This window comes from Mobiluncus holmesii ATCC 35242, assembly GCF_000185445.1.
Lineage (GTDB): Bacteria > Actinomycetota > Actinomycetes > Actinomycetales > Actinomycetaceae > Mobiluncus > Mobiluncus curtisii.
The window spans coordinates 1,322,353-1,344,350 of the sequence record NZ_GL622346.1 but is presented as its reverse complement, the minus strand read 5'-3'; the positions used below and the strand labels follow the sequence as shown (position 1 = coordinate 1,344,350).

Below are 21,998 nucleotides of genomic sequence, written 5' to 3'. Positions count from 1 at the left end.
GGAACCTACCCTGAAGGGCTAGCGTGACGCCCTAGTCCGCGGTCATCGCAGTGACGGCATCGGAGGCGCCCAAAACCGTAACTTTCTGGTTCTGGCTGGCTTTGTTTGGCAAGTTAAACAGCGCCACCACCGTGTGCGTCTCAGTTAGGGTCGAGGCAGCGGTCGTTTTTCCGGTGTAGGCCTGAGCCAGGGCAGAAAGCTGGAGTTTCCGAGGAGATTTCATCGTCAAGTCGTAGTTGAGAGTTGCCATGACCAGGGCTCCGCCGTCCGTGGTGCCCAGCGAGATGAATCCGTCAGTGGCGGGTCGGGCGGTCATGTTGAATTCCAAACCGCGGTTTTGCTGAGAGATAGTGGCATAGTCCGCGCGTCGTTTGGCGAAAGTCGCCGCGAAAGAATCGTTTTCGGTGTCAAAAACGTCTTTGGTACTGTTGGGGTCGTTCAGGTAGCCGGCGTAAGTCCGCGCCAAGGTTCCGGGCGCCATCGCAAAATCTTTGGATTTCGCCGCGGGGCGGGGCGAGCCTACTTCGGGCTTGAACGTCGCGGGGAAACTCGCTTTGGGAAACAGCTTTGTGTAACCCCACACGGCGTAGTTAGCGCGCGGTGAGGATTGGATCAGGCCGAACACGTACAGGGGCTGTCCTTCCGCTGAGGGTGAAACTGTAAAGGCGTAACGTGGCCACTCTGAATCCTGCTGCACCACTGCGACCTGGGGATTTGCCAAGGGGAGTGACCCCAGGTTCGCGCCACGGGTCGCGTTGGTCATCATGTATTCCCCGTTGCGCATCCGCAGAGCCGGGTTGACGAAACGGCTGGTGAGCTGCTGTTGGTCTTTTGCGCCGTCTGCAGCGGTGGCGGCGGCATTTGCCTCCGTGGTGATTTTTGTGATGCGCTGCTGGTCCAAGGCGGGCGGCTCATTGCCGGCTTTCGGGGAGGTCACCAGGGTGGGTGTGTAGGAACAAGCGGTCAGGGCGAGCGCGGTTGCTCCCGCGGTCAGAAGGGCGGTCAGTTTATTCTTCATTAGTGTCCTCCGTCTCGGCGTCTTTCGGTTCCTCTTTTTCCGCGCGACGCCGCGTTTTTTTGGCACGCCGCGTCCGATTTTCGGCCTCTTCCGCCATCCGCAGGGAACGCCGGGTGGGATGGACTGCCGGAATCACGCCGGTATCTGTGGGGGCGTCGCCGGTGACCGCGGAAGTGACCTGACTGGCAATCTGGCGTGCCTGATCCTTTTCCAAAGTATCTAAGCGTTTGGCACGCGAACGTCGTTCGGACAGCACCAGCAGCGTCAGGAAAGTTCCGATGGCTCCCGCGCCGATAATTCCCACAATGACCAGAAGAATTCCCCAGAAACTGGAGGGTTCGTGCTTCAGTTTCCACTTCAGCTCCAGCTGCGGTCCTGCCGCTTTGGGGGTGTGGGCAGTTTTGCTAGATTTGTCGGCTTTGTCCGGTTTGTCAGGAGGATTCACCACAAAAGCCACCGCGCTCCAGCGGTTATCGCTGAGCTGCCAGGTCAGGGAGGCTTTCCCGGTGCCGCGAGCGCTTTGTTTCCAAATGTCTAAGGATGTTAGGTCTGCGGTGTCGCTTTGTGCGGGGGTAGCTAATTGTTGAAAGCCGTCGGGCAAAGTTTGTTCGCCAGGAGCAGAATCAGTTTTTTTCGCTTTAATGCTTCGGGAAGCCAGTTGGTTATCGGCTTTGAAATCGGTGAGTTCTAAGTGGTCGACGGACTTGGCGAAAGCCTGGGCGTCGGCAGTCAGGGCGATTCCTAAAAAGACTTCTTGTTTTGCGGGACCGGTGGCACGAATCGTGACTTTATCTCCCGTAGATTCCAGCAAATTTTTCCCCGTTAGGACTACTGCTGTCCGAGTCGGTTCACTCTGAAACGCCACATTCGCGCTGGGGCGCAGGAAAGTCAGGCGAGAAATCCCGGCGAAAGCCACCAAAAGCGAGAGAAACAGCAGGGCAATGCTGAGATAACGGGCAGTGCGATTCGATGACATGAGTCTCCTCGAAAAATTTGAAACCGGCTACCATTTAACTTTACCGAGAATGGCGACGCACAGCGACTTAGCCATGTCATAAAGGTTCGTGTAAATGGTTAATCAGGGGTTGTTTCGTTATAGACTTAGGGTATCGTTATACTAAGTTTGGCGGGGCAGGTTAATTTGCCCGTTGGTTGACGTCTTTAGGAGGACTCACAAGTGACCGAAGAGCAGACAGATTTTCCAATCGTGATGCGCGGATACGACCGCGTTCAGGTTGACCTGCAGATTCAAACTTTAATGACGGCTTTGGCTGAGGCTCGCCGTGAGGTCGAAACCCTCGACGCGCGTAACGCCACCCTGGCTGGGGATTTGGGTGAAGCTCAGCGTCGTCTAAAGGAAAGCGACAAGTCCAGCTATACCGGTCTGGGCGAGCGCATCGAACAACTGCTGCGGTCGGCTGAGGAACAGTCCACTACCGTCATCAATAAGGCGAATGCTGACGCGGAATCCCTGTTGGAAAAGACCCGCTCTAATACGCAGCGCCTGACCCAGCGCGCCGAAGCCGAAGCGGCTTCGATGCTGGCTGAGGCTCGCCGTGAAGCCGAGGAACGCACCACCCAGGCAGAAACCGAAGCGGAAACCGTGCTTACCAACGCCCAGCACCGCGCTGATGAACTGGTCGCCGCGGCGGAACGTGAAGCCGCCTCCTTGCGCGCCGAGGTGAACACCCAGGTCAACGACCTGCGGGCCACGGCTGACCGGGAAACCGAGTTGCAGCGCGCCCAAGCCGAAAAAGATTACGTCGAGGCTCGGGTAAAGGCTGAACAGGAAACCACCGCCCTGCGCAACGAAGCCGCGACGGAGGTTCAAGAACTGCGCGAGACCGCTACTGCCGAAGCCACCCAGGTGCGTGAACAGGCTCAGCAGATGGCAGAAAAGCTGCTCGCGGAAACCCGCGCCGAAGCCGACAAGATTATCTCTAACGCTCGTGCCGAAGCCGAGCGTCTGCGCGCCGAGTCCGAACAGGCTCGTCAAGACACCGAAACTGAGATTGCCTCCGCTCGTGCCGCCGCTCGTGAAGCCGATGCACAGGCTCACGAACAGGCTCGTGCTGAAACCTCCGCGATGGTCGCCACCGCGAAGGCTCAGGTTGCTGACGCTGAGAAGCACCTCGGTGAGACGTTGCAGCGTGCCGAGCGCCTGCTGACCGATACCGATGCTGTGGTGCGTCGCCGCCAAGAGGACGCCCGCCGCACTGCCGAAGCGACCATCTCGGCCGCGGAAGTCGAAGCCCAGCAGTTGCGCGAAGCGGCACGTGCCGAAGCCCAAGCCGAGCGCGCCGCCGCGCAGCGCACGGTCGAAAAGCTGGAACGTCAGCGCGAATCTGTGGCCGCCTACCTCGACGAAATGCGTGGTCTGTTGGGGTCTCGCGCCGCCGATGCCATCTCTGGCTTGCAGGCTCTGGAAGAGGAAGAAGAGACGCGCGAACCGGTCGAGTTGCCCGCCTACGTGGACGCTTACGCTCTGCCGGAAGAAGCCAGCGAATAATCTTTTTTCATGACACCCCCAAGTTTTGGCGGCCCTTAGGGGTCGCCAAAACTATATTTTGAGTTAAGATTTTCGCAAATAGGTGACTCCCACAGTAGAATTGGACTGTGAAAGCTATACGAAGATTTACTGTCCGATCCGTTCTTCCCGAAAATTTGAAGCCAATTGGAAATTTGGCTCAAAATCTGCGCTGGTCTTGGAACCGGCCTTCCCGCGATTTCTTCGCGTCCTTAGATCCGCAAGTCTGGGAGGAAGTCGGTCACGATCCGGCGGCTTTCCTTGGTTCGATTTCAGTGCAAAAGCTGGACGAATTATCCGCAAACCCGGACGTTGTAAACCGAGCCGCGGAATTGGAACGCGACTTGAGTGATTACCTGGAAAAGCCGCAATGGTTCCAGTCCGAGTTCAACAATGCTGACAAGCCCAGCGCGATTGGGTATTTCTCAGCCGAGTTCGGGGTAACGGCTGTGTTGCCTCAGTATTCCGGCGGTCTGGGGATCCTGGCAGGCGACCATTTGAAGTCTGCTTCTGACTTGGGCGTCCCGATTATCGGCGTGGGTCTGCTGTACCAGGCGGGCTACTTCCGCCAGTCCCTGACTCGCGAAGGCTGGCAGCGTGAATCCTACCCGGTTATTGACCCGGATAACATGCCGTTGACCCTGCTGCGGGAGAACGACGGCACCCCCGCGCTGGTGGACGTGCCTCTGCCCGATCACCGTACTTTGTATGCACAAGTGTGGGTCGCGAAAGTGGGTCGTATCGCCCTGCTGATGATGGACTCTGACGTGGTCAAGAATGACGAGGCTGCCCGCCTGGTTACAGACCGTCTGTATGGCGGGTCGAAAGATCACCGCATGGAACAGGAACTGCTGCTGGGCGTGGGTGGCGTGAAAGCCCTGCGCACCTACAGCCGTTTGACCGGCGCGCCGACTCCCGAGGTGTATCACTGCAACGAAGGTCACGCCGGATTCATGGCGGTGGAACGTATCCGCGAGCTGATGACCGGCGAGGAACATCTCGATTTCGGCACGGCTATTGAAGCGGTACGTTCCGGCACACTGTTCACCACCCATACGCCGGTTCCTGCCGGTATCGACCGTTTTGACCGGTCCCTGGTACAACGCTACTTGGCGCCGATTGAGATTCCCGGCGTGACCACCGATCAGCTGCTGGCTCTGGGTGCGGAAACGTACGAGGGCGGGGATCCCAACGTGTTCAATATGGCGGTTTTGGGCTTGCGTATGGCGCGTATGGCAAACGGTGTCGCCCAGCTGCACGGCAAAGTCTCACGCAGCATGTTCCACCAGCTGTGGCCCGGTTTTGATGTTTCAGAGGTGCCCATCACCTCTATCACCAACGGGGTACACGGTCCGACCTGGACCGATGGTCGCTTGGCACAGCTGGCGCGCAAGCACCAGGAACCCGGCGAACACGTCAATACCTACCGCTGGGCGCGTCCCCCGGAGGAAGGCGGCGTCAGCGATGAGGAACTCTGGAATTTGCGCCGTGAACTGCGTGAACAGTTGGTGCTGGACGCACGTCGGCGGGTGCGTGAGTCTTGGCTGGAGCGCGGGGCGTCTCCTGCCGAGTTGGATTGGACGAACCGAATTCTCGATCCTGACGTCTTGACCATTGGTTTTGCTCGTCGCGTACCGACTTACAAGCGTCTGACGTTGATGATTAACAATCCGGAACGCTTGGCGTCCATTTTGACGAACAAAGAGCGCCCGGTACAGATCATCGTGGCAGGGAAATCCCACCCGGACGACGAACAGGGCGTCAGCTTGATTCAGCGCCTGGTGGCTTTCGCTGACCAGTACGACGTGCGTGATCGCATCGCATTCCTGCCCAACTATGACATGGATATGGCACAAACCCTGATGCCCGGCGTGGACGTGTGGCTCAACAATCCGCTGCGCCCGCTGGAAGCCTCCGGGACTTCCGGCATGAAGTGCGCCATCAACGGAGCTTTGAACCTGTCCATCTTGGACGGCTGGTGGGACGAAATGTATGACGGTCGCAATGGCTGGGCCATCCCCACTGCTGACGGAGTCGACGACCCGGAGCGCCGTGACGCTATCGAGGCCGAAGGTCTGTACAACCTCATCGAGAACACCGTCGCCCCGCGCTTCTATGATCGGGACGAAAACGGGATTCCGCGCAACTGGATGGAAATGATACGTCACACGTTGGCGACTTTGGGACCGCGCGTACAGGCGCAGCGAATGGTCAGCGAGTATGTGGAAAACCTCTACACTCCGGTTGCTGCGTCCAGTCGAGTGCTGAACGGCACGGGTCACCAGGCAGCTCGCGATTTGGCAGCCTACAAGGCGCGGGTGCGTTCGGGCTGGGATCAGGTCGCGGTGAAACACGTTGACGCCAAGGTCGGCGATGTCGCCACCGTGGGGGACAGCGCCTCGTTCTATGCTGACGTGCAACTGGGGCATCTGCATCCTGAAGACGTGGAGGTGCAGTTGTTGCTGGGGCGTGTGACTTCTAACGATGACCTGTCCGGTTTTGAGGTCTTGGCGATGCAGGCAGAACATGCTGAAAACGGCGTGGTTTCTTACCGCCTGGAGACTCGATTGAACAATGCCGGTCCGCTGGGATACCAGGTTCGTGTGGTGCCGACCCATCCCTTGATGGCGGGCTACACCGAGCTGGGTCTGGTGACCAATGCGGAGCGCGCTGCCGATAATCCGGAGACGCACTTCTATTTCGGTAACTAAACTTGCGGGATTGACCGCATTTTGCCCGGTCGGCTGGGGAAACCCAGCCGACCGGGCTTTTGCTATTTCTGCGGGCGTTCGAGTCGCTGTTTGTTGGGGGATACTCGCTGGGGTGTGAATATAAGGTGAAAATAGGGCAGTAGCTGCCAATAATGGCAGCTACTGCCCAAATACCACCTTATAATCTCCGCACACCCCCGATGCCGAGGGATTTTTCGCGAAAACTGGGCAAGCCGGCGCGTCAATGGAACGAACGGTCAAAAATTCGCCATACTGTCGATTAGATGGATTGGCTCACGGAAAGGACCGGCGGTGGGGAAACCAAATCGCGTGGAGATAGTAGGGAAACTGGCGGCTCTGTTTCAGGCGCATGGTTATACCGGTGCGGGCATGGCAGAGATTTCAGCAACGACCGGATTGGGACGTGGCTCGCTCTATCACCTGTTTCCTGACGGTAAAGCACAGATGATGCGGGAAGTCCTGGTGGCAGTGGAACATGACTTTCAAGCCGCCGTGGTGGCACCGCTAGAAGCGGGGGATGTCACCGGGATGTTCACCGGAATCTTGGCGTTTTTTGACCACGGCGAGAAACAGAGCATTTGGGGCAAACTGGTTCATGACGCCGCTGCTCGCGATTTTGCGCCGGAAGTGCAGGCACATTTCAACACGTGGCGTGCAGCGCTGACGAAAGCGCTGCTCAGCCTCGGTGTGGATCGTGGCTTGGCGGCTTCACTGTCGGAACGCACCTTGTCCGGGGTGGAAGGTACGCTCACGCTGGCAGCAGGTTTTGATGATGCCGGAGCGCTTTCCCGCGGTTTGCGTACCATGTCGGCAGAGGTCACGAATGCTATTGCCGCAGCTAGCGGGTCATCTGGAAAAACGTCTCACACCAGGAAATCTGCGGCTAAACCCGCAGCCAAACCGGCGGCTAAGCCAGCGACTAAACCTGCCCGGAAACCTGCCGCTAAGTCAGCTGCTAAGCCCGCGAGCCGAACTTCGCGAAAGACTGCTGCCGCTAAGCCCGCGGCAAAAAAGGCTAGTAAAGCAAAGTAGCCAGCTTCGAACGTATCTGCGGGACCAGCGGGTCATCGCCCAGAATCGCGAAGTACTCGACCAATCGCGCTCGTGCCGCGTCGCGATCTTCGCCGCTGGTTTCTGCCACGACTGCGAGCAAGCGGGACAGTGCCCCGGCGGCATCTCCCGCATTCATCTGGGCATCCGCGGCTTCAAGCTGTGCTGCTACTTCGCCGGTTGCGGTCGAACCAGCTGTCTCGGTGGCAGGCTTGGCTTCTGCCGAGCGGGCTTGCAACCGCACTTTTGCCAGCAGCGGATTCACCTTGCTAGATTCGCCGGGGTTGGCTTTCAAATAAGTCTCTAACGTCTCGATAGCCTGGTCATAGTCGCCCTGGGCTTGAAGTTTTAGCGCGGTTTCAATTTCCTCAGGCATCGCGGACGGAGCGTCCGGAGCCGGGGTGGCAGCACCGGTGACTCCGTTGGCGCCGGCTTGCCCAGCCGTCTCGGCTCCGTCAGTCTCAACGCGACCCGTGACACCTTCCTTTTGCGCCAACGCGATGACCTTGTTGATGACTTCCTGCACGGACGAAGCGGGCAAGGCGCCGTTAAACAACGGTGCGGGCTGCCCGTTCATCAGCAAGAATACGGCGGGAATGCTCTGCACCCGGAATGCCTGACCGATGGCGGGGCTTTCGTCCACGTTGACCTTTGCCAAAGCGACGCGCCCGCCTGCCTGCTGTACCGCCTTTTCCAAAATGGGTCCCAGCTGACGGCACGGAGCGCACCAGGGCGCCCACATGTCCAAAAGGAACGGAACTGTCTTGGAAAGCTCTAGCAGCTGGGAAAACGTTTCATCAGTGACATCACGCACCAGCGGTCCCGGAATTGTTTGCGGCGTGCCGGAACCGCCCGAACCAGCTTCGCCATCTTGACCAGCGGGAATATCGTGCAGTTCTGCGGGAACGTTCATGTCTGTGCCTCATCTTTCCTAAATCGGACCGCGTGACCAATCAATCAAGTCGGTCTAGTTGATATTTAACCCGTTAAGCCTCGACGGTATCAAGTCCAAGCGGGGAAAATCGCGGAGCGCTTAAAACTGTCCGGATATTGACTCCAGCTGGCGGGATTTCCGCAAATGCGCTTCAAAACGCCAGATTTTTTCACAAGTGAGGTTCCGCCCTTGACGTTATCGTCCCGCCCGTCCCGTCCCGCCACGCTCGTCCCGTTCGCCTTGCTCGCCTTGCCCGCAACGCCCTCCGTACTCGTATTTGTTCGCGCTGTCTCCTGGCTCTGCTCGCCTTACCAGGTGCCCCAATCCCCACGTGCCACCCCTCCCGGCGTAGCCCCACCTAACCAAGGAAAGCCTTAGGTTCGTTGAAATAACGCCAAAAACCCCGTAATTTGAAATCGGATAAACAGTACTGGACGGAGATACGGGGGTGGCGCATCATGAGTAATCATTTGGCGCACAAACCTAGCGAACAGTTGCGCGAAGTGGATGAAAAACACGACCAGTCGGCAGTGACTTCCTCGCGTCTCAATCGGCTGCGAGCTGCAGTCCTGGGGGCTAATGACGGCATTGTCTCGACCGCGGGCGTGGTCGTGGGGGTGGCGGCAGCGAACCCTGAAAACATGATGGCGATTGCGACCGCTGGCATTGCGGCGGTGGTCGCTGGGGCATTGTCGATGGCGGCGGGCGAATATGTCTCGGTGTCCACCCAGCGTGACACGGAAAAAGCGGTGGTGGCAAAGGAACGTCGTCTGATTGCCCAGGACCCGGACCGAGAATTTCAGGGTCTGGTGCAAAACTACATCGAAAAGGGTTTATCCCGCGCCACCGCAACCCTGGTCGCTCAGGAGTATTCTGCCCATGATCCGGTCGAGGCTCACGTCCAGGCTCATTACGGCTTGAGTTCTGAGGAATTCACTTCGCCCTGGGCGGCGGCTTTTTCCTCAGCGGTTTCCTTTATGGTCGGTGCGCTGGTGCCGCTACTGGCGATTTTGCTGCTGAGCGGTCCGTGGAAAATCGAAGCCACCTTCATCCTGGTGATGCTGGCTTTAGCGCTGGTTGGCTGGCTTTCGGCATGGCGCGGCGAGGCTCCGCGGCTGCGTGCGGTGATCCGGGTCATGGTTGGGGGTGCCCTGGCGATGATTATCACCGGCGGGGTTGGTCATTTCGTGGGGGCAGCTGTTTAGATTCACAAGGGCGTTGCGCCGGGTTTTCGGGTGGGCTCAGTTTCTCGTGGCGGGGGTGCGCTGGGTGGGGCGGCAACGCTGCCTTCGGCTTTCCGATAGCTGCGTGCGCCCCTACCGGAGCGACCATAATTTCCCAGGTTTTGCTTTAGAATTTCAGATGTGAGTGAGACGACGAATTCTGCGGGCAATTCTGACGCCAAGAAACCGGGGCGCCATTCCACTTCTAACACTCGTCCGGCGACGAAGCCGGCGGCAAAGCCCCCGTCCAGCCAGCCGCGTAAACCGGCTGCCACCCGCAAATCTCGTACCACCACTGCCAAGCCGGCGGCAAAGTCCTCGGGACGCGCCACAAAATCAACCCCGACTGTGGCGAGCGCTGCGGCGGCGAAATCCACCGCTGCAAAATCCGCGACGGCAAAAACCACAATCCCGACCCCGGCGGTTCCGACCCCTTCCGCAAACCTTTACCACCTGCCTGCTGACGCGGAACTAAACCGTATCAGCGTCACCGAGCTGCGTCCCACTGTGGAGAACGGGCTGTTCCCCGCAAAAGCTGCGGTCGGTGAGATGTTCCCGGTCCATGCCACCGTGTTTGTGGACGGGCATTCCCTCTTTGGCGCCGATGCGGTGCTGTTGCGCCCCGTCGATCCGAAACGCCACGGCGAAGGGGGCTATGACCTTTATGCGCCGGCGGGCAGACCCGAGGGCGCTCCTGATCCGGGGGACCCGACCGCTTGGGAAGTCGTGGACCGTGCCCGGATGTATGAAATCGGCACTGGTGAAAACCAGTTTGAAGCCTGGCTCCAGCCCAACACTGTGGGACGTTACGCTTTTGCTGTCGAGTCGTGGATTGACGCTTATGGAACCTGGGTGCATGACGCCAACGTGAAAATCCCGGCGGGCATTGACGTGGAGCTGACCCTAGAGGAAGGCGCCCGCCTACTAGAACGTGCGATTGCAGGCAAAGCGATACCCGCCCACGGCTCGGCTCGTGACACCGCGTCCCCTGCCGACCCGCTGCCCCCGGCTGACGTGGCAGTGCTGCAAGGCGCGATTGCGGGTTTGCGCGAGCAAAAGCGCCGCCCCCAGGTGCGTCTCTCGGCTGCCACAAACGAGCTGGTCGCGAACATTTTTGCAGAGAATCCGCTGCGGGATTTGGCGACGCGCACGAAACTGTGCCCGCTGCGGGTGGACCGGGCACGTTCCGTGGCAGGAGCGTGGTACGAAATCTTTCCGCGCTCCATCGGGGCATATTACGGGTCGGATGGTCGAATTGTGCCGGGGACCTTGCGCACGGCAGCGGAAATCTTGCCCGAGGTGGCTGCCGACGGTTTTGATGTTATCTATCTCACGCCCATCCACCCGATTGGGCGCGCTTTCCGTAAGGGACGCAACAACGCCCTGGTGGCAGGACCTCGCGATCCCGGCTCGCCGTGGGCGATTGGTAACGAGCATGGGGGACATGATGCGGTCGACCCGGCTTTGGGCGGAATTGCAGCGTTTGACGAGTTTGTCGCGGAGGCGCAGCGCAACCACCTGGAGGTTGCGCTGGATTTTGCTCTGCAGTGCTCTCCGGACCACCCGTGGGTAAAGGCTCACCCCGAATGGTTTTCGGCTCGGGCTGACGGCTCGATTGCTTACGCCGAAAATCCCCCCAAGAAATACCAAGACATTTATCCGCTGAACTTTGATAATGACCCGGACGGGCTGTATGCCGAAATCCGGCGGGTAATCGAGTTTTGGATTGACCATGGGGTCACGATTTTCCGCATGGATAATCCACACACCAAGCCGGTGCGGTTCTGGCAGCGCTTGGCGGCTGACTTGCACCAAACCCACCCCGAAGTGGTGATGCTCGCGGAGGCGTTCACCGCTCCGGCGATGATGCGCGGGCTGGCAAAAGCGGGGTTCCACCTGTCTTACACGTACTTTACGTGGCGCAACACAAAGGTGGAGCTGACCGAGTACTTCGAGGAACTGGCTTATGAAACGGCGCACGTGCTGCGCCCGGCGCTGTTCCCCATGACCCCGGACATTTTGACCGACTATATGACGGCTGGGGTGGGAGCGTTTAAAGCGCGTGCGCTGCTGGCTGCCACCGCCGCTCCGACCTGGGGAATCCTCGGGGGCAGCTACGAGTTTTGCGAGCATGTGCAGCGTCCGGGCGTCGAGGAATCCATCGACAACCCGAAATATGAGGTGAAAGTCTATGACTGGGCGGCGCGTGACAAGTACGGCATCGCCTCCCTGTTGCGCACCTTGAACGCGGCTCGCTCCGCGCATCCCGCACTGTTGCAGCTGCGTAACATCAAGTTCCACGCTATCGAGAATGACGCCATTATTGCTTTTTCCAAGCATATTGACGCGGCGCATTCCCCGACCGGCCGGGCGGACACGGTGCTGGTCGTCGTGAACCTGGATCCGCATCACACCCAGTCCGGCTGGGTGCACCTGGATTTGCCGTCACTAGGGTTGTGCCCGGAGGAGTTCCCGGAGATTGCCGCGCCCGGTGAGGGGCAACGCCTGTTTGTGGTGCATGATGAGCTGACTGGCGGTGAATATACCTGGGGATTGGATAATTTTGTGCAGCTCAATCCCTCTACCGGTCCCGGTCATATTTTCAGTTTCAGCCCCATTCCAGAGTGAACCCAAACACTAGCACAGCAAAATGTGACAGAATTACCTCATGGCTAAAATCACCGTTTCCCCGGAACTTTTGAACCAGGTCGCCTACGCGAACTACTACTCTCCGCACTCGGTGCTGGGACCACACTCGGACGGCGAGGATGTCACCATCCGCACCGTGCGTCACATGGCGCAAAGCGTCACTATCGTCACCGAACACGGTGACTTCCCCGCGGAACCTGAACAGGACGGGGTGTGGGTGGCAGTCATCCCGCACGCCGAAGTCGAGGACTACCGGGTGAAAGTCACCTACGGTGATCAGGAAGTCTTGGGGGACGACCCCTACCGTTTCCTGCCGACCTTGGGCGAAATGGACACTTACCTGATTTCAGAAGGGCGTCACGAGCGTCTGTGGGACGTTTTGGGTGCTCATTTAAAGGAGTACCAGGGTCCGCTGGGGGTCGTGAAAGGTGTGGCTTTCGCGGTGTGGGCGCCGAACGCACAAGCAGTGAAGGTCGTGGGGGACTTCAACTTTTGGGACGGGTCGGGGTGCGCGATGCGCAGCCTCGGGGCGTCCGGGGTGTGGGAGCTGTTCATTCCCGGTGTCGAGATAGGCGCACGCTACAAGTACGACATTAAAGGTCCCGACGGGAACTGGCGTCAAAAGGCTGACCCGATGGCGCGCGCGACGGAGATTCCTCCCGCCACCGCCTCGGTGGTCACCGACCAGTTCCATACTTGGAACGATGCGGAGTGGATGGAACAGCGCGCCACGAACGTGGACACCCATCCGATTCATACCCAGCCTATGAGCATCTACGAATGCCATATCGGCTCGTGGAGAGAAGGCTATGGCTACCGTGACCTGGCGGAACACCTGGTGCCTTACGTTAAGGAAATGGGTTTCACCCACGTGGAGTTCATGCCCGTGGCGGAACACCCCTACGGGCCGTCTTGGGGGTATCAATGCACGTCATACTATGCTCCGACCGCCCGGTTTGGGACGCCTGACGACTTCCGTTACCTGGTGGATGCGTTGCACCAAAACGGGATTGGCGTGATTTTGGACTGGGTTCCGGCGCATTTCCCCAAGGATGACTGGGCGCTGGCGGGGTTCGATGGCACGGCTCTGTACGAGGACCCCGATCCGCAGCGCGGTCAGCACCCGGACTGGGGGACACTGGTATTCAACTACGGTCGGCGTGAAGTGAAGAACTTCCTGGTCGCTAACGCCCTGTACTGGATGGAAGAGTTCCACATTGACGGACTGCGGGTGGACGCGGTGGCGTCGATGCTCTATCTGGATTATTCCCGCAAGGAAGGTCAGTGGCACCCGAACCAGTACGGTGGACGGGAAAACCTCGAGGCTATCGCCCTGCTGCAAGAAGTCACCGCGACCTGCTACCGGGTCTGCCCCGGCACGGTCATGATTGCCGAAGAATCGACCGCCTGGCCCGGCGTCACCCAGCCGACTTCCGAGGGGGGTCTGGGTTTTGGTTTCAAGTGGAACATGGGGTGGATGAATGACACTCTGCGCTACTTGGCAGAGGACCCGGTGAACCGCAAGTGGCATCACAACGAGCTGACGTTTAGCCTGGTCTACGCCTTTTCAGAGAACTTTGTGCTGCCGCTGTCCCACGATGAGGTCGTGCATGGCAAAGGCTCGCTGCTGTCCAAGATGCCCGGCGATTATTGGCGCCAGTTGGCAGGATTGCGCCTGCTATTTGCTTACCAGTGGACGCATCCGGGCAAGCAGCTCATCTTCATGGGCTCCGAGTTTGGTCAGGGCGCGGAATGGAATTCGGGGGCATCCTTGGATTGGTGGCACCTGGACATTCCCGAGCATCAGGGGATTCGTCAACTGGTCACCGATTTGAACCACCTGTATGCATCCAACCCGGCGCTGTGGTGTGACGACTATCGCGGGTTTGAGTGGATTGAGCCCAGTGATGCTGACCATAACTTGATTACGTATCTGCGCCGGTCCGTGGCGGAATCGGATCCTTCGGGGATTGAATCGGGTCACTTGCTGGCAGTGGTGGCGAACTTTAGTGGCAATCCTCACGATCCGTTCCGGGTCGGACTGCCTTTCGCTGGACAGTGGGACGAGGTGCTAAACACGGACGCTGAAGTTTACGGCGGCTCCGGCGTGGGTAACCTGGGTCAGGTCACCGCTGAGGAGATTCCGTGGAATAACCGCCCCTGCTCGGTGTCTTTGCGGATTCCCCCGCTCGGTGTGGTGATTTTGCGCCCCGCCGAGGATAACCCGTACCGCCCGCGTTAAGTTTTCACTTCGCCAGGGTGTTGCGGCGCGCGCCCCAGAGGGCGCTCCTGGGATTTTGCGCCTTAGTCAATGAGGTCGGTGCACGAGTGACCGATTTCGCCGGGGAATTCGGGTGAATGTACGCCGCGGTGTCGGTAAAGACGCAGGTGATGGTCATTTGCTGTCCGAGGTTGTGGTCGGGGGTGCGTTGGAATCGGTCGCTTGTGTCGGATAGGGCGTCGCTCTGGGTCCAGGTCTGGATGTGACCTAAATCACACCTATATTTCTCGGTGTTGTGTAAGAATGCCTGGAGCCTTTACATATAGAGGTTGTTAGCAAGGTTCCTGTGTCCCTTTGAGCTGATAGCCACGGGGTGCGCTGGGTTCCTTGGTTCCGGGGAAGTCCTCGGAAGCGTGAGGTCCTATAAACCGCGAGAATTCGCGACTCTGGGTCTTTCGCAGTATTGACAGAACACTTGGGTGGTGTAAACTTTTCCTGGGTGCTTCCGTCCTGGATCACCTGGGTGGTTTAAAAAATTCCACCCTTTATTACCCAGAAGAAGGGTTTATTTGAAGATGAATTTGAAGAAGAAGTTTGTGATTGGTGCTGCTTCGTTGGCGCTGGTTGCTGGCATGGGCGTCGCCCCCGCGATGGCTGCTGATGGTGACAAGATTGTGTTGCCTGGCGGTCAGTCTTTTGATCGTGTTGCTGGTGCGGAGCGTGTGGAGACCTCTTTGAAGGTTGCGATGAAGGCCGCCAAGGATACTCCGGCTAAGGCACGTAAGGTCTATCTGGTTAATTACAAGGCTATGGTGGATGCGGCATCGTCAGGTATTTTGAATGATGGTGTGGTCGTGTTGGTTCCGGCTGATAAGGCTGGACAGATTGTTGTCGGTCATCAAATCAAGAAGCTGATTGGTCAGAACGTACAGGAGTTCACTGCTGTTGGTGGTACCAGCGTGGTTCCGAATGCTTGGATTGATAACGTCGTCGCTGGCTACGATAACGGTGTCCCTACGATTTCTCGTTTGGGTGGGGCAGATCGTTACGCCACGAATATCGAAATCATTAAGAAGGCCAAGGATGCCCCTGGTGCCAACTGGGATCGTAACTACTTCGCTCAGGGCAATGTTGTTGTTGACGCTTTGACTGCTGGCGCGGTTATTAATGGTCCGATTATCCTGGTTCCTCCTACTGGTGATGTTCCTCAGGGCACTGTTGACTACTACCAGAAGAACCTGGCTAACAAGAGTGTTATCGTTCTGGGCGGTACCGGGGCTTTGTCTGATGACCAGGTGAACAAAGTAACCGGCGGCAAGGAAGAAATCAATCCTTGGAAGTACAACACTACTATTGATTCTTTGAAGGCTGATGTTCAGACCGCTGCTGCTAAGTACTATGGTCAGGGAGCTTGGCAGCACATGGATAAGGACGTTCTCGAAGAGCCAACCAACAAGTACTTCGGCTTGGGCAAGGCTGAGATTACTGGAACTTCTGCTAATGAGAATGATATTAACATCAAGGATGGGATTGCAGCTGGCAAGGAAGCTAAGGCTTTCAAGGGCTGGAAGAACGCTAACAATGAGGTAGCTGCTAACCTGGCGAAGATTATGGGCAAGGCAGATAATCCTGCCAATAATACCGTCAACAAGCTCAAGGAAACTATGAACGATGCGCTGGACGCACTTGTTGGTGCACAGGGTGCTGCTCCGGCGAGTGTTGCCGCCGCTCAGTCTGGTTTCCTGAGCGCGTTCAAGGCTTACTACGGTTTTGATGCTCAGAAGCTGGTGGTTAACGGTGATGGTAGCGTGAACCTTGGTGGGTTTACAACGACCGGTGATGTGGTGACTGGTTATGACTTCGCGGCTGCTGACAAGAAGGCTCAGCAGATTGCTGAGTCTAAGGATAATCTGTTGAAGATCGGTGCTGAGCAGTTTACCTATGCTGATGCTGTGGGCTACGAGGCTGCTAATTTCGCTTCTTTCCAGACGAACGCGGCGTCTTCACCGGTTTCTGCTGCTGCTATGGGTATTGCTGCCCCGAAGAAGGCCGCTGAGGTGAAGGCTCAGGCTAACAAGTCTTACAAGGCTTTGAAAGATGCCGTGAACGCTTACAAAGCTGGTCCGCTGCCGAAGGTGATTACTTCCACTGGGACCCATCAGCGTTTGGCAGGTGCTGACCGGTACGAAACCGCTGCTTTGCTGTCTTACTACCTGACCGCAGGTCCGGAGGGCAAGAATAACGGTCAGCTGAGCGGTCAAGGTCGCGTTTACGTTGCTTCCGGTAACGACGCTAACATTGTCGACGCCATGGTCGCAGGTCAGCTCGAAAAGGGTCCGATTTTGCTGCTGCCTTCTACCGGCACCCCAAGCGACAACGTTCTGGCTGAGTTCAAGCGTTTGGGCATGACCCAGGGTAACACCATGAAGGAAGGCTACACCATTGGTGGTACCAACGCTGTGTCTGACGATACCCTGAAAGCTGCCGTGAAGTCCTTCGCTGAAGGTCTCAAGGACCAGCCGGAAGCCGCCCCCGCGGCTCCCACGGCTTCGGCAAAGCCAACCTTGGGTGCAGTAACTGGCAGCCCAATCACTGCCGTAAACGGTACTGCTTCGGTTCCTGTGACTGGCGCTAAGTCTGCGCCTGCCGAGTACACCTGCTCTATCGATAAGAACGAGATTTCTGCTGGTACTTCTGGCAAGGTAAAGTTCGCTGTTGCTTGGGATGCTAGTACAAAGGCTTGCAAGGTTACCGCTACCGACGACTCTCACAATGGTGCTGTCTCTGGCACGATTAAAGTGACGGTCAAGGTTGACGAGGACGGCGCCGCCAGTGCAGCTAAGACGGTTTCCGATGGTGCGGAGAAAGACGTTACTGTAAACATCTCCTAGTGAGTCCTTTGATTCTAGTGAAACCTCAATGGTTTCAACGATAACTTCATAAAATGGTTGGCTCCGCTAGGTTTTCCTAGCGGAGCCACGCTTTTGCCGGGCTGGGCGACCAGCCCGGCAAAAGCTTTTTACAGCTTGCCCGACCGTGAGAGGCTAAATACGTGGTAGCGAGGTGTCCCTGCGAAGTCGGTGGCTATGAATTTCTGCGCGGGGACGGTTTTTGCTTTGTCTTGTTGCTGTTTAGGTGCCCGATAACTTTGAATTAGCTATACCATCCGGAACAACAGGTTGAACAAGACCCCAGACACACATTTTTGCCCAGCCCGGTTTTATAGACACCTGTGCCCCGGACTCCCAGTCCGGGGCACAGTGTTTATTTAGTTTTCAGTCAGTATCCAGGATGAATCCTGGTTTGAGACTACTTGACCTCGGTCCAAGTGGAGTAGGTCTCGGTAATGACCTCGCCAGAAGAGTTCTTAGCGGTAACCTTCACACGGACATAGGAAGTCGGGCTAGGAACAGCAGCGAAGATAATCTTGACCTTGCCATCCTGGTCTACAGTAGTGGTAGCAGACTGCACGGTAGCACCACCCAAAGTGCTGGTAGCAGCCAGCAAATCACCGGTGCCGGCATTGCCGGTACGACCGTACCACTCGATGCTCAGGGTAGAACCGTTAGGCATATCCTTCGTGGTGACAGCAATCTCAGCTACCTTGGTGGCAGATGTATCCCAGGTTCCGAAAGAAACCTTGCCGGAAGCAGCGGTGGCCGGGGCGAGCTTCTCCAGCTCGGCAGCACCGTTCTCGTCAGAGATAACACCAGTACCACCAATGAAAGTCACGTTCTTACGCACGTAATCCACGGCCTTGTCCCAAGCCAGAGCCTGCTCACCAGTCACGGAAGGAACAGAATCCTTGTTGACCAACAACACCGGGCCAGGACGTTTCGAGTTATCAATGTAACCAGCGACAGCCGCGTCAGCGAAAGACATGCCGTTAGCAAAGTAGATACGAGTCGGATCAGACTTTTCGCCCTTCTCACCATAAACGTGATTAGCAATCTTTACAGCAGTCTCGAAACGATCCGCACCACCAAGACGATTCACGTTGTAGTTCACAGCGCCACCATGAATCAGCTTGTCCAGAGCCTCAGAAGCCTTAGTCTTAGCCTTAATCGCAGCAGTATTAGCCTTACCAGCAGCAGCCGCATCAGCCTGCAACTTAGCAACCTGAGCCTTCAAAGCAGAATCCAACACTTTAGTCTGACCAGCGATGTCGGTCTTCAAATTAGCAGGATCCAAACCGATAGAAGTCACGAACTCCATACCAGTAGTCTTAGCAGTCACATCCGGGAACACATTCTGAACATCAGTCAAAATAGGAACAGAACCCAAGCCCTTCTTGCCGTTAGTACCGTCGTTGATGACCTCATCCAACAAAGCATCAGCACTAGCGTTGATAATACCGGTAGCGGCGACCAGCTTGCCCTTCAAGGTGCCAGCTGTGACGTCAGTCTTAGCGTCATCAGCGACCTCCTGAGCGGCCGCGACAGCCTTGGTGGTACCCAGGTAGGCGGTGGCTTCAGCGCCGGACTCGAGCTTCTCCGTCGGGGAAGCATCAGCAATCGCGTTAGCGTAAGTCTCTTTCGTCGCCTGACCATTAGCATCATTCTTCAAATACCATGATTTGCCATTGACGTTGGGGTTGGCGGCTAGGGCAGCGTCGACCTTCGGCCAGGTCGCAGCAATCTTAGCTTTCGTAGTGGGGGTAGCACTGAGAGCGTCAGTGAACTGGTCCTGGGTTGCGCCGTTGACCTTGACCCAGCCATTCACAGCCAAATCAGCCTTAGCGGAAGCCTCGACAGCAGCCTTGTTATCCTCCAAGAAAGAATCAATCAGAATGGTCTGAGACACAGCCGCACTCTTCAAGACCGCATCAGACACAGCACCAGTACCACCCAAAGCGTACAGGGAAGCGCCACCACCAATCTTGTTCAAAGCCTTAGCAGTAGCAGCCGGCAGTTTGTCAGCACCATCAGTCAGCAAAATCACACCATCTTTCAGCTGACCGCCAACCAAGGCATCAACCAAAGTCTGGCCATTAGCCAAGTACACACGATTCACCGACACGCCCTGCTTCTTAGCAGCCTCCGCAATCTTAGCGGCAGTCTCGAAACGATCCGCACCAGCGATACGCTCAGTCGTGGCAGTACCAGCCACAGCCTTCAAAGCCTCATCAGACACGGCACCGGTACCACCCAAAGCGATAACCTTGCCAGCATTGAGCTTCTTAATCGCGTCAGCAACCTTAGACTGCACCGCCTTATCGCCGTTCACCAGCAACATCGGGCCATTCTTCAACACGCCACCAGCGATAGCATCCACCAAGGAAGCACCGTTAGAAACGTAAACCGTAGCAGCGGACGGATTCTCACCATTAGCGTCAGCCCAGCCCTTCAAGGCAACCTGAATAGCGGTATCGTAACGATCCGAACCCGCCCAACGATTAGCCGAAATATCAGCCGGAGCAGCCATCGCCGGGGCGACGCCCATGCCAGCAACCAGCGCCAACGAAGCAGCACCAATCACAAACTTCTTCTTCAAATTCATCTTCAAATAAACCCTTCTTCTGGGTAATAAAGGGTCAGGAATTCTGGGTAAATACTGGGTAAATACCAGGGGTGCAGACGCGCGAGAAATCCCCGTGCCGATACCTGCCAGGGTTGCAGGCACATAGGCATTTTCGGGTAGACACCTGCCAGTGCTGCAGGCAAACCGGGGAGGTTCGGCAAGTTGATACTCAGCGGGAGTGTGAATAACTAGTGGAATATGGGCTGTAGCTGCCAATAATGGCAGCTACAGCCCAAATACCACCTTATAAACCCCCAAACACCGAAACATCCACTCGCCCAGACCCTAAAACCCCGGGCTACACGAACCGTAAAAACCGCCCAGGGAGACTATTGAAAGGTGAAGAATCTCGACCCGATCGACGTAACCCGGGGAGTTTGTTAATGAGGGTATGGTCGCCCGTGTTGGCCGTCTGTCCTGCAAGGCTGAGGGCGTAACATGAGAGGTCAGCGATTGTCAATACCTTTCCTTTTTGGTAAGGTATTGACATGTCTGGATTAGATGATTTGCGCGAGATTGCCCTTGACCAGCACGGATTCGTGACTCGGGGTCAGGCAATCGCTGCAGGGGTGACAGACGCGGATTTGTCCAAGATGGTATCTCGGGGCCGGATTGGGCGTCTGGTCCGGGGTGTTTATCGTGTGCCAGGTGTGGCGCAGACGCCCTGGGATGCTTACCATTTGCCGGTTTTGTGGACAGGAGAGACCCGGGCTTGTTTGAGCCATGAGACGGCTTTGGAGGTGTGGGAAGTCACGGAAAGCCTGCCCGAGGTGAAGCATGTGACGGTTGGTCGGGGGCGACGTGTGCGGCGTTCAGATGGTGAAGGGTTTGTGGTTCATTACCAGGATTTGGAGCCACGGGAACGAGCTTGGTGCCAAGGGCTTCCGGTGGTGGTAGTGTCAACAGCCTTGGTCCAGTGCGTGGACTACGGGGTATCGACACGGGTGCTGAAGCGTGCGGGTGAGTTGGGTTTGCAACGGGGGCTGTTGACCTCGACGCAGCACGAGCTATTTTTGTCTGCTTTGGCACATCGGGACGGGGTGTGAGTCATGGCAGAATTGCGGGATTCCCAGCGTCTGGAGGAACCGGCGGGCTTGCAAGGGTTAGCTGCGCGGCTGGGTTTGTTGCAAGCCAAGAGTAAAGAGCCGTTTTCGGCTCGTGTTTTGGATAAGTGGGTGGAACAGGCTCAAGCGCAGTTGGGGACGCGTGGGCCACGGTTGGGTTGGTTGATTGCTGCCACGGTGGTGACTGGAGTGCTGCAGCGGGCCTGTGTTGCGGGAGATGGGAAGAATTCGGGCCCGTTTTTCTTGCTGAAAGGCGGGACTATGTTGCAGTACCGGCTCGGGGATACGACACGCAACACGCGGGATATCGATGGTCTGGTGCGTACGGATTTCGACACTTTCTTTAATGAATTAGACAAGGTTTTAGTTGAGTCTTGGGGTCCTTTCGAGTTTTCACGCACGGAAGCGGAAGTCATCACGGTGCCCGGGCGTGTGCTGAAACCGCGGCGTTTTGATGTTTTGGTGTTGATTAAGGGTGTTACGTGGCGTCGCGTCCAGGTCGAGATTTCCGCTGATGAGGGTGATGCCGGGCGGTTGGTGGAAAGCGTGGTGGCGCCCTCGTTGGCTGGCTTTGGTGTTGAATCGCCGGCTAGGATTGCGACTTTGTCCATGAGCTACCAGATAGCGCAGAAGGTGCACGCGGTCACCGGCCCGCATCAACCCCCTGAGCTTGTAAACGACCGTTCGCGTGATGTGGTTGACCTGCTGCTTTTACGTGACTTGGTGCAACGTAGCGGGGCTCCAGAACTGGATGAGATTGCAGCAGCGATACACGACGTGTTCGAAGTCCGGGCGCGCGAAGCCGCTAACCTGGGCGTGAAGGTGCAAACATGGCCTGCACGAGTAGTGGCGTGGCCGCACTGGGAAACAAGTTTTACTACAGAATCTGAGGGAAGCGGTGTAAACGGGTCTCTCCAGGAATGCGTTGAGGAACTCAATACCTGGCTCTGTCTCGTCGACGAAGCTAGTTAAGAGCATTTTTGCGTGATTAATGTTTGTCGAGGATTCAATAGTCTCCCCGGGCGGTTTTTACGGTTCGTGTAGCCCGGGGTGAAGCGTA

General features: G+C 57.3%; 13 protein-coding genes. 9 read left to right on the top strand and 4 right to left on the bottom strand.

Going from position 1 to position 21,998, the window contains the following annotated elements; genetic code table 11:
• Positions 1-31 precede the first annotated feature (31 nt).
• Together HMPREF0576_RS05800 and HMPREF0576_RS05795 are read right to left on the bottom strand one after the other, a co-directional pair.
• Positions 32-1,018 carry a hypothetical protein gene (locus HMPREF0576_RS05800; protein WP_004011100.1) on the bottom strand — a complete coding sequence of 329 codons (987 nt, stop codon included), beginning with the start codon at positions 1,016-1,018 and terminating at the stop codon, positions 32-34.
• Entirely contained in the window at positions 1,008-1,994 is a 987-nt protein-coding gene (locus tag HMPREF0576_RS05795) for a hypothetical protein (protein ID WP_004011099.1), read from the bottom strand. Before HMPREF0576_RS05795 ends, HMPREF0576_RS05800 begins: the two co-directional genes overlap by 11 nt.
• 201 nt (positions 1,995-2,195) lie before the next feature.
• Here HMPREF0576_RS05795 and HMPREF0576_RS05790 point away from each other — a divergent pair, with 201 nt between their 5' ends.
• The 3 genes from HMPREF0576_RS05790 to HMPREF0576_RS05780 all read left to right on the top strand — a co-directional run bounded on the left by HMPREF0576_RS05790 (position 2,196) and on the right by HMPREF0576_RS05780 (position 7,309).
• Positions 2,196-3,527 carry a DivIVA domain-containing protein gene (locus HMPREF0576_RS05790; RefSeq protein WP_004011098.1) on the top strand — a complete coding sequence of 444 codons (1,332 nt, stop codon included), beginning with the start codon at positions 2,196-2,198 and terminating at the stop codon, positions 3,525-3,527.
• A 107-nt stretch (positions 3,528-3,634) separates the two neighbouring features.
• Positions 3,635-6,256 carry an alpha-glucan family phosphorylase gene (gene glgP, locus HMPREF0576_RS05785; protein ID WP_181964220.1) on the top strand — a complete coding sequence of 874 codons (2,622 nt, stop codon included), beginning with the start codon at positions 3,635-3,637 and terminating at the stop codon, positions 6,254-6,256.
• A 312-nt stretch (positions 6,257-6,568) separates the two neighbouring features.
• The gene (locus tag HMPREF0576_RS05780; RefSeq protein ID WP_004011096.1) at positions 6,569-7,309 is read left to right on the top strand and encodes a TetR/AcrR family transcriptional regulator; all 741 of its coding nucleotides are present in this window, start codon (positions 6,569-6,571) and stop codon (positions 7,307-7,309) included.
• Here the strand turns inward: HMPREF0576_RS05780 and HMPREF0576_RS05775 are convergent.
• Positions 7,293-8,240 (bottom strand): tetratricopeptide repeat protein, encoded by a 948-nt coding sequence (locus HMPREF0576_RS05775; protein WP_004011095.1) that lies wholly within the window; start codon positions 8,238-8,240, stop codon positions 7,293-7,295. The two genes, HMPREF0576_RS05780 and HMPREF0576_RS05775, sit on opposite strands and share 17 nt — an antisense overlap.
• 479 nt (positions 8,241-8,719) lie before the next feature.
• Between HMPREF0576_RS05775 and HMPREF0576_RS05770 the strand changes: the two genes are divergently transcribed.
• The 4 genes from HMPREF0576_RS05770 (at position 8,720) to HMPREF0576_RS05750 (ending at position 17,245) form a co-directional block, all read left to right on the top strand.
• Complete coding sequence (locus tag HMPREF0576_RS05770; RefSeq protein ID WP_036324304.1) at positions 8,720-9,466, top strand: VIT1/CCC1 transporter family protein; 747 nt, start codon at positions 8,720-8,722, stop codon at positions 9,464-9,466.
• A 159-nt stretch (positions 9,467-9,625) separates the two neighbouring features.
• The gene (locus HMPREF0576_RS05760) at positions 9,626-12,112 is read left to right on the top strand and encodes a maltotransferase domain-containing protein (RefSeq protein ID WP_181964216.1); all 2,487 of its coding nucleotides are present in this window, start codon (positions 9,626-9,628) and stop codon (positions 12,110-12,112) included.
• A 40-nt stretch (positions 12,113-12,152) separates the two neighbouring features.
• Positions 12,153-14,375 carry a 1,4-alpha-glucan branching protein GlgB gene (gene glgB / locus HMPREF0576_RS05755; protein WP_004011090.1) on the top strand — a complete coding sequence of 741 codons (2,223 nt, stop codon included), beginning with the start codon at positions 12,153-12,155 and terminating at the stop codon, positions 14,373-14,375.
• 554 nt (positions 14,376-14,929) lie between these two features.
• A complete protein-coding gene (locus tag HMPREF0576_RS05750) occupies positions 14,930-17,245 on the top strand; it encodes a cell wall-binding repeat-containing protein (RefSeq protein ID WP_004011089.1) in 2,316 nt (771 codons plus the stop codon).
• 418 nt (positions 17,246-17,663) lie between these two features.
• Here the strand turns inward: HMPREF0576_RS05750 and HMPREF0576_RS05745 are convergent, their stop codons facing one another.
• Positions 17,664-19,853: a cell wall-binding repeat-containing protein gene (locus HMPREF0576_RS05745; RefSeq protein WP_004011088.1), complete on the bottom strand. Its 2,190-nt coding sequence runs from the start codon at positions 19,851-19,853 to the stop codon at positions 17,664-17,666.
• Between the two features lie 509 nt (positions 19,854-20,362).
• Here HMPREF0576_RS05745 and HMPREF0576_RS05740 point away from each other — a divergent pair.
• Both HMPREF0576_RS05740 and HMPREF0576_RS05735 read left to right on the top strand, forming a co-directional pair.
• Positions 20,363-20,920 (top strand): type IV toxin-antitoxin system AbiEi family antitoxin domain-containing protein, encoded by a 558-nt coding sequence (locus HMPREF0576_RS05740; RefSeq protein ID WP_004011086.1) that lies wholly within the window; start codon positions 20,363-20,365, stop codon positions 20,918-20,920.
• Positions 20,921-20,923: 3 nt separating this feature from the next.
• Complete coding sequence (locus HMPREF0576_RS05735) at positions 20,924-21,910, top strand: nucleotidyl transferase AbiEii/AbiGii toxin family protein (protein ID WP_004011085.1); 987 nt, start codon at positions 20,924-20,926, stop codon at positions 21,908-21,910.
• Positions 21,911-21,998 lie beyond the last annotated feature (88 nt).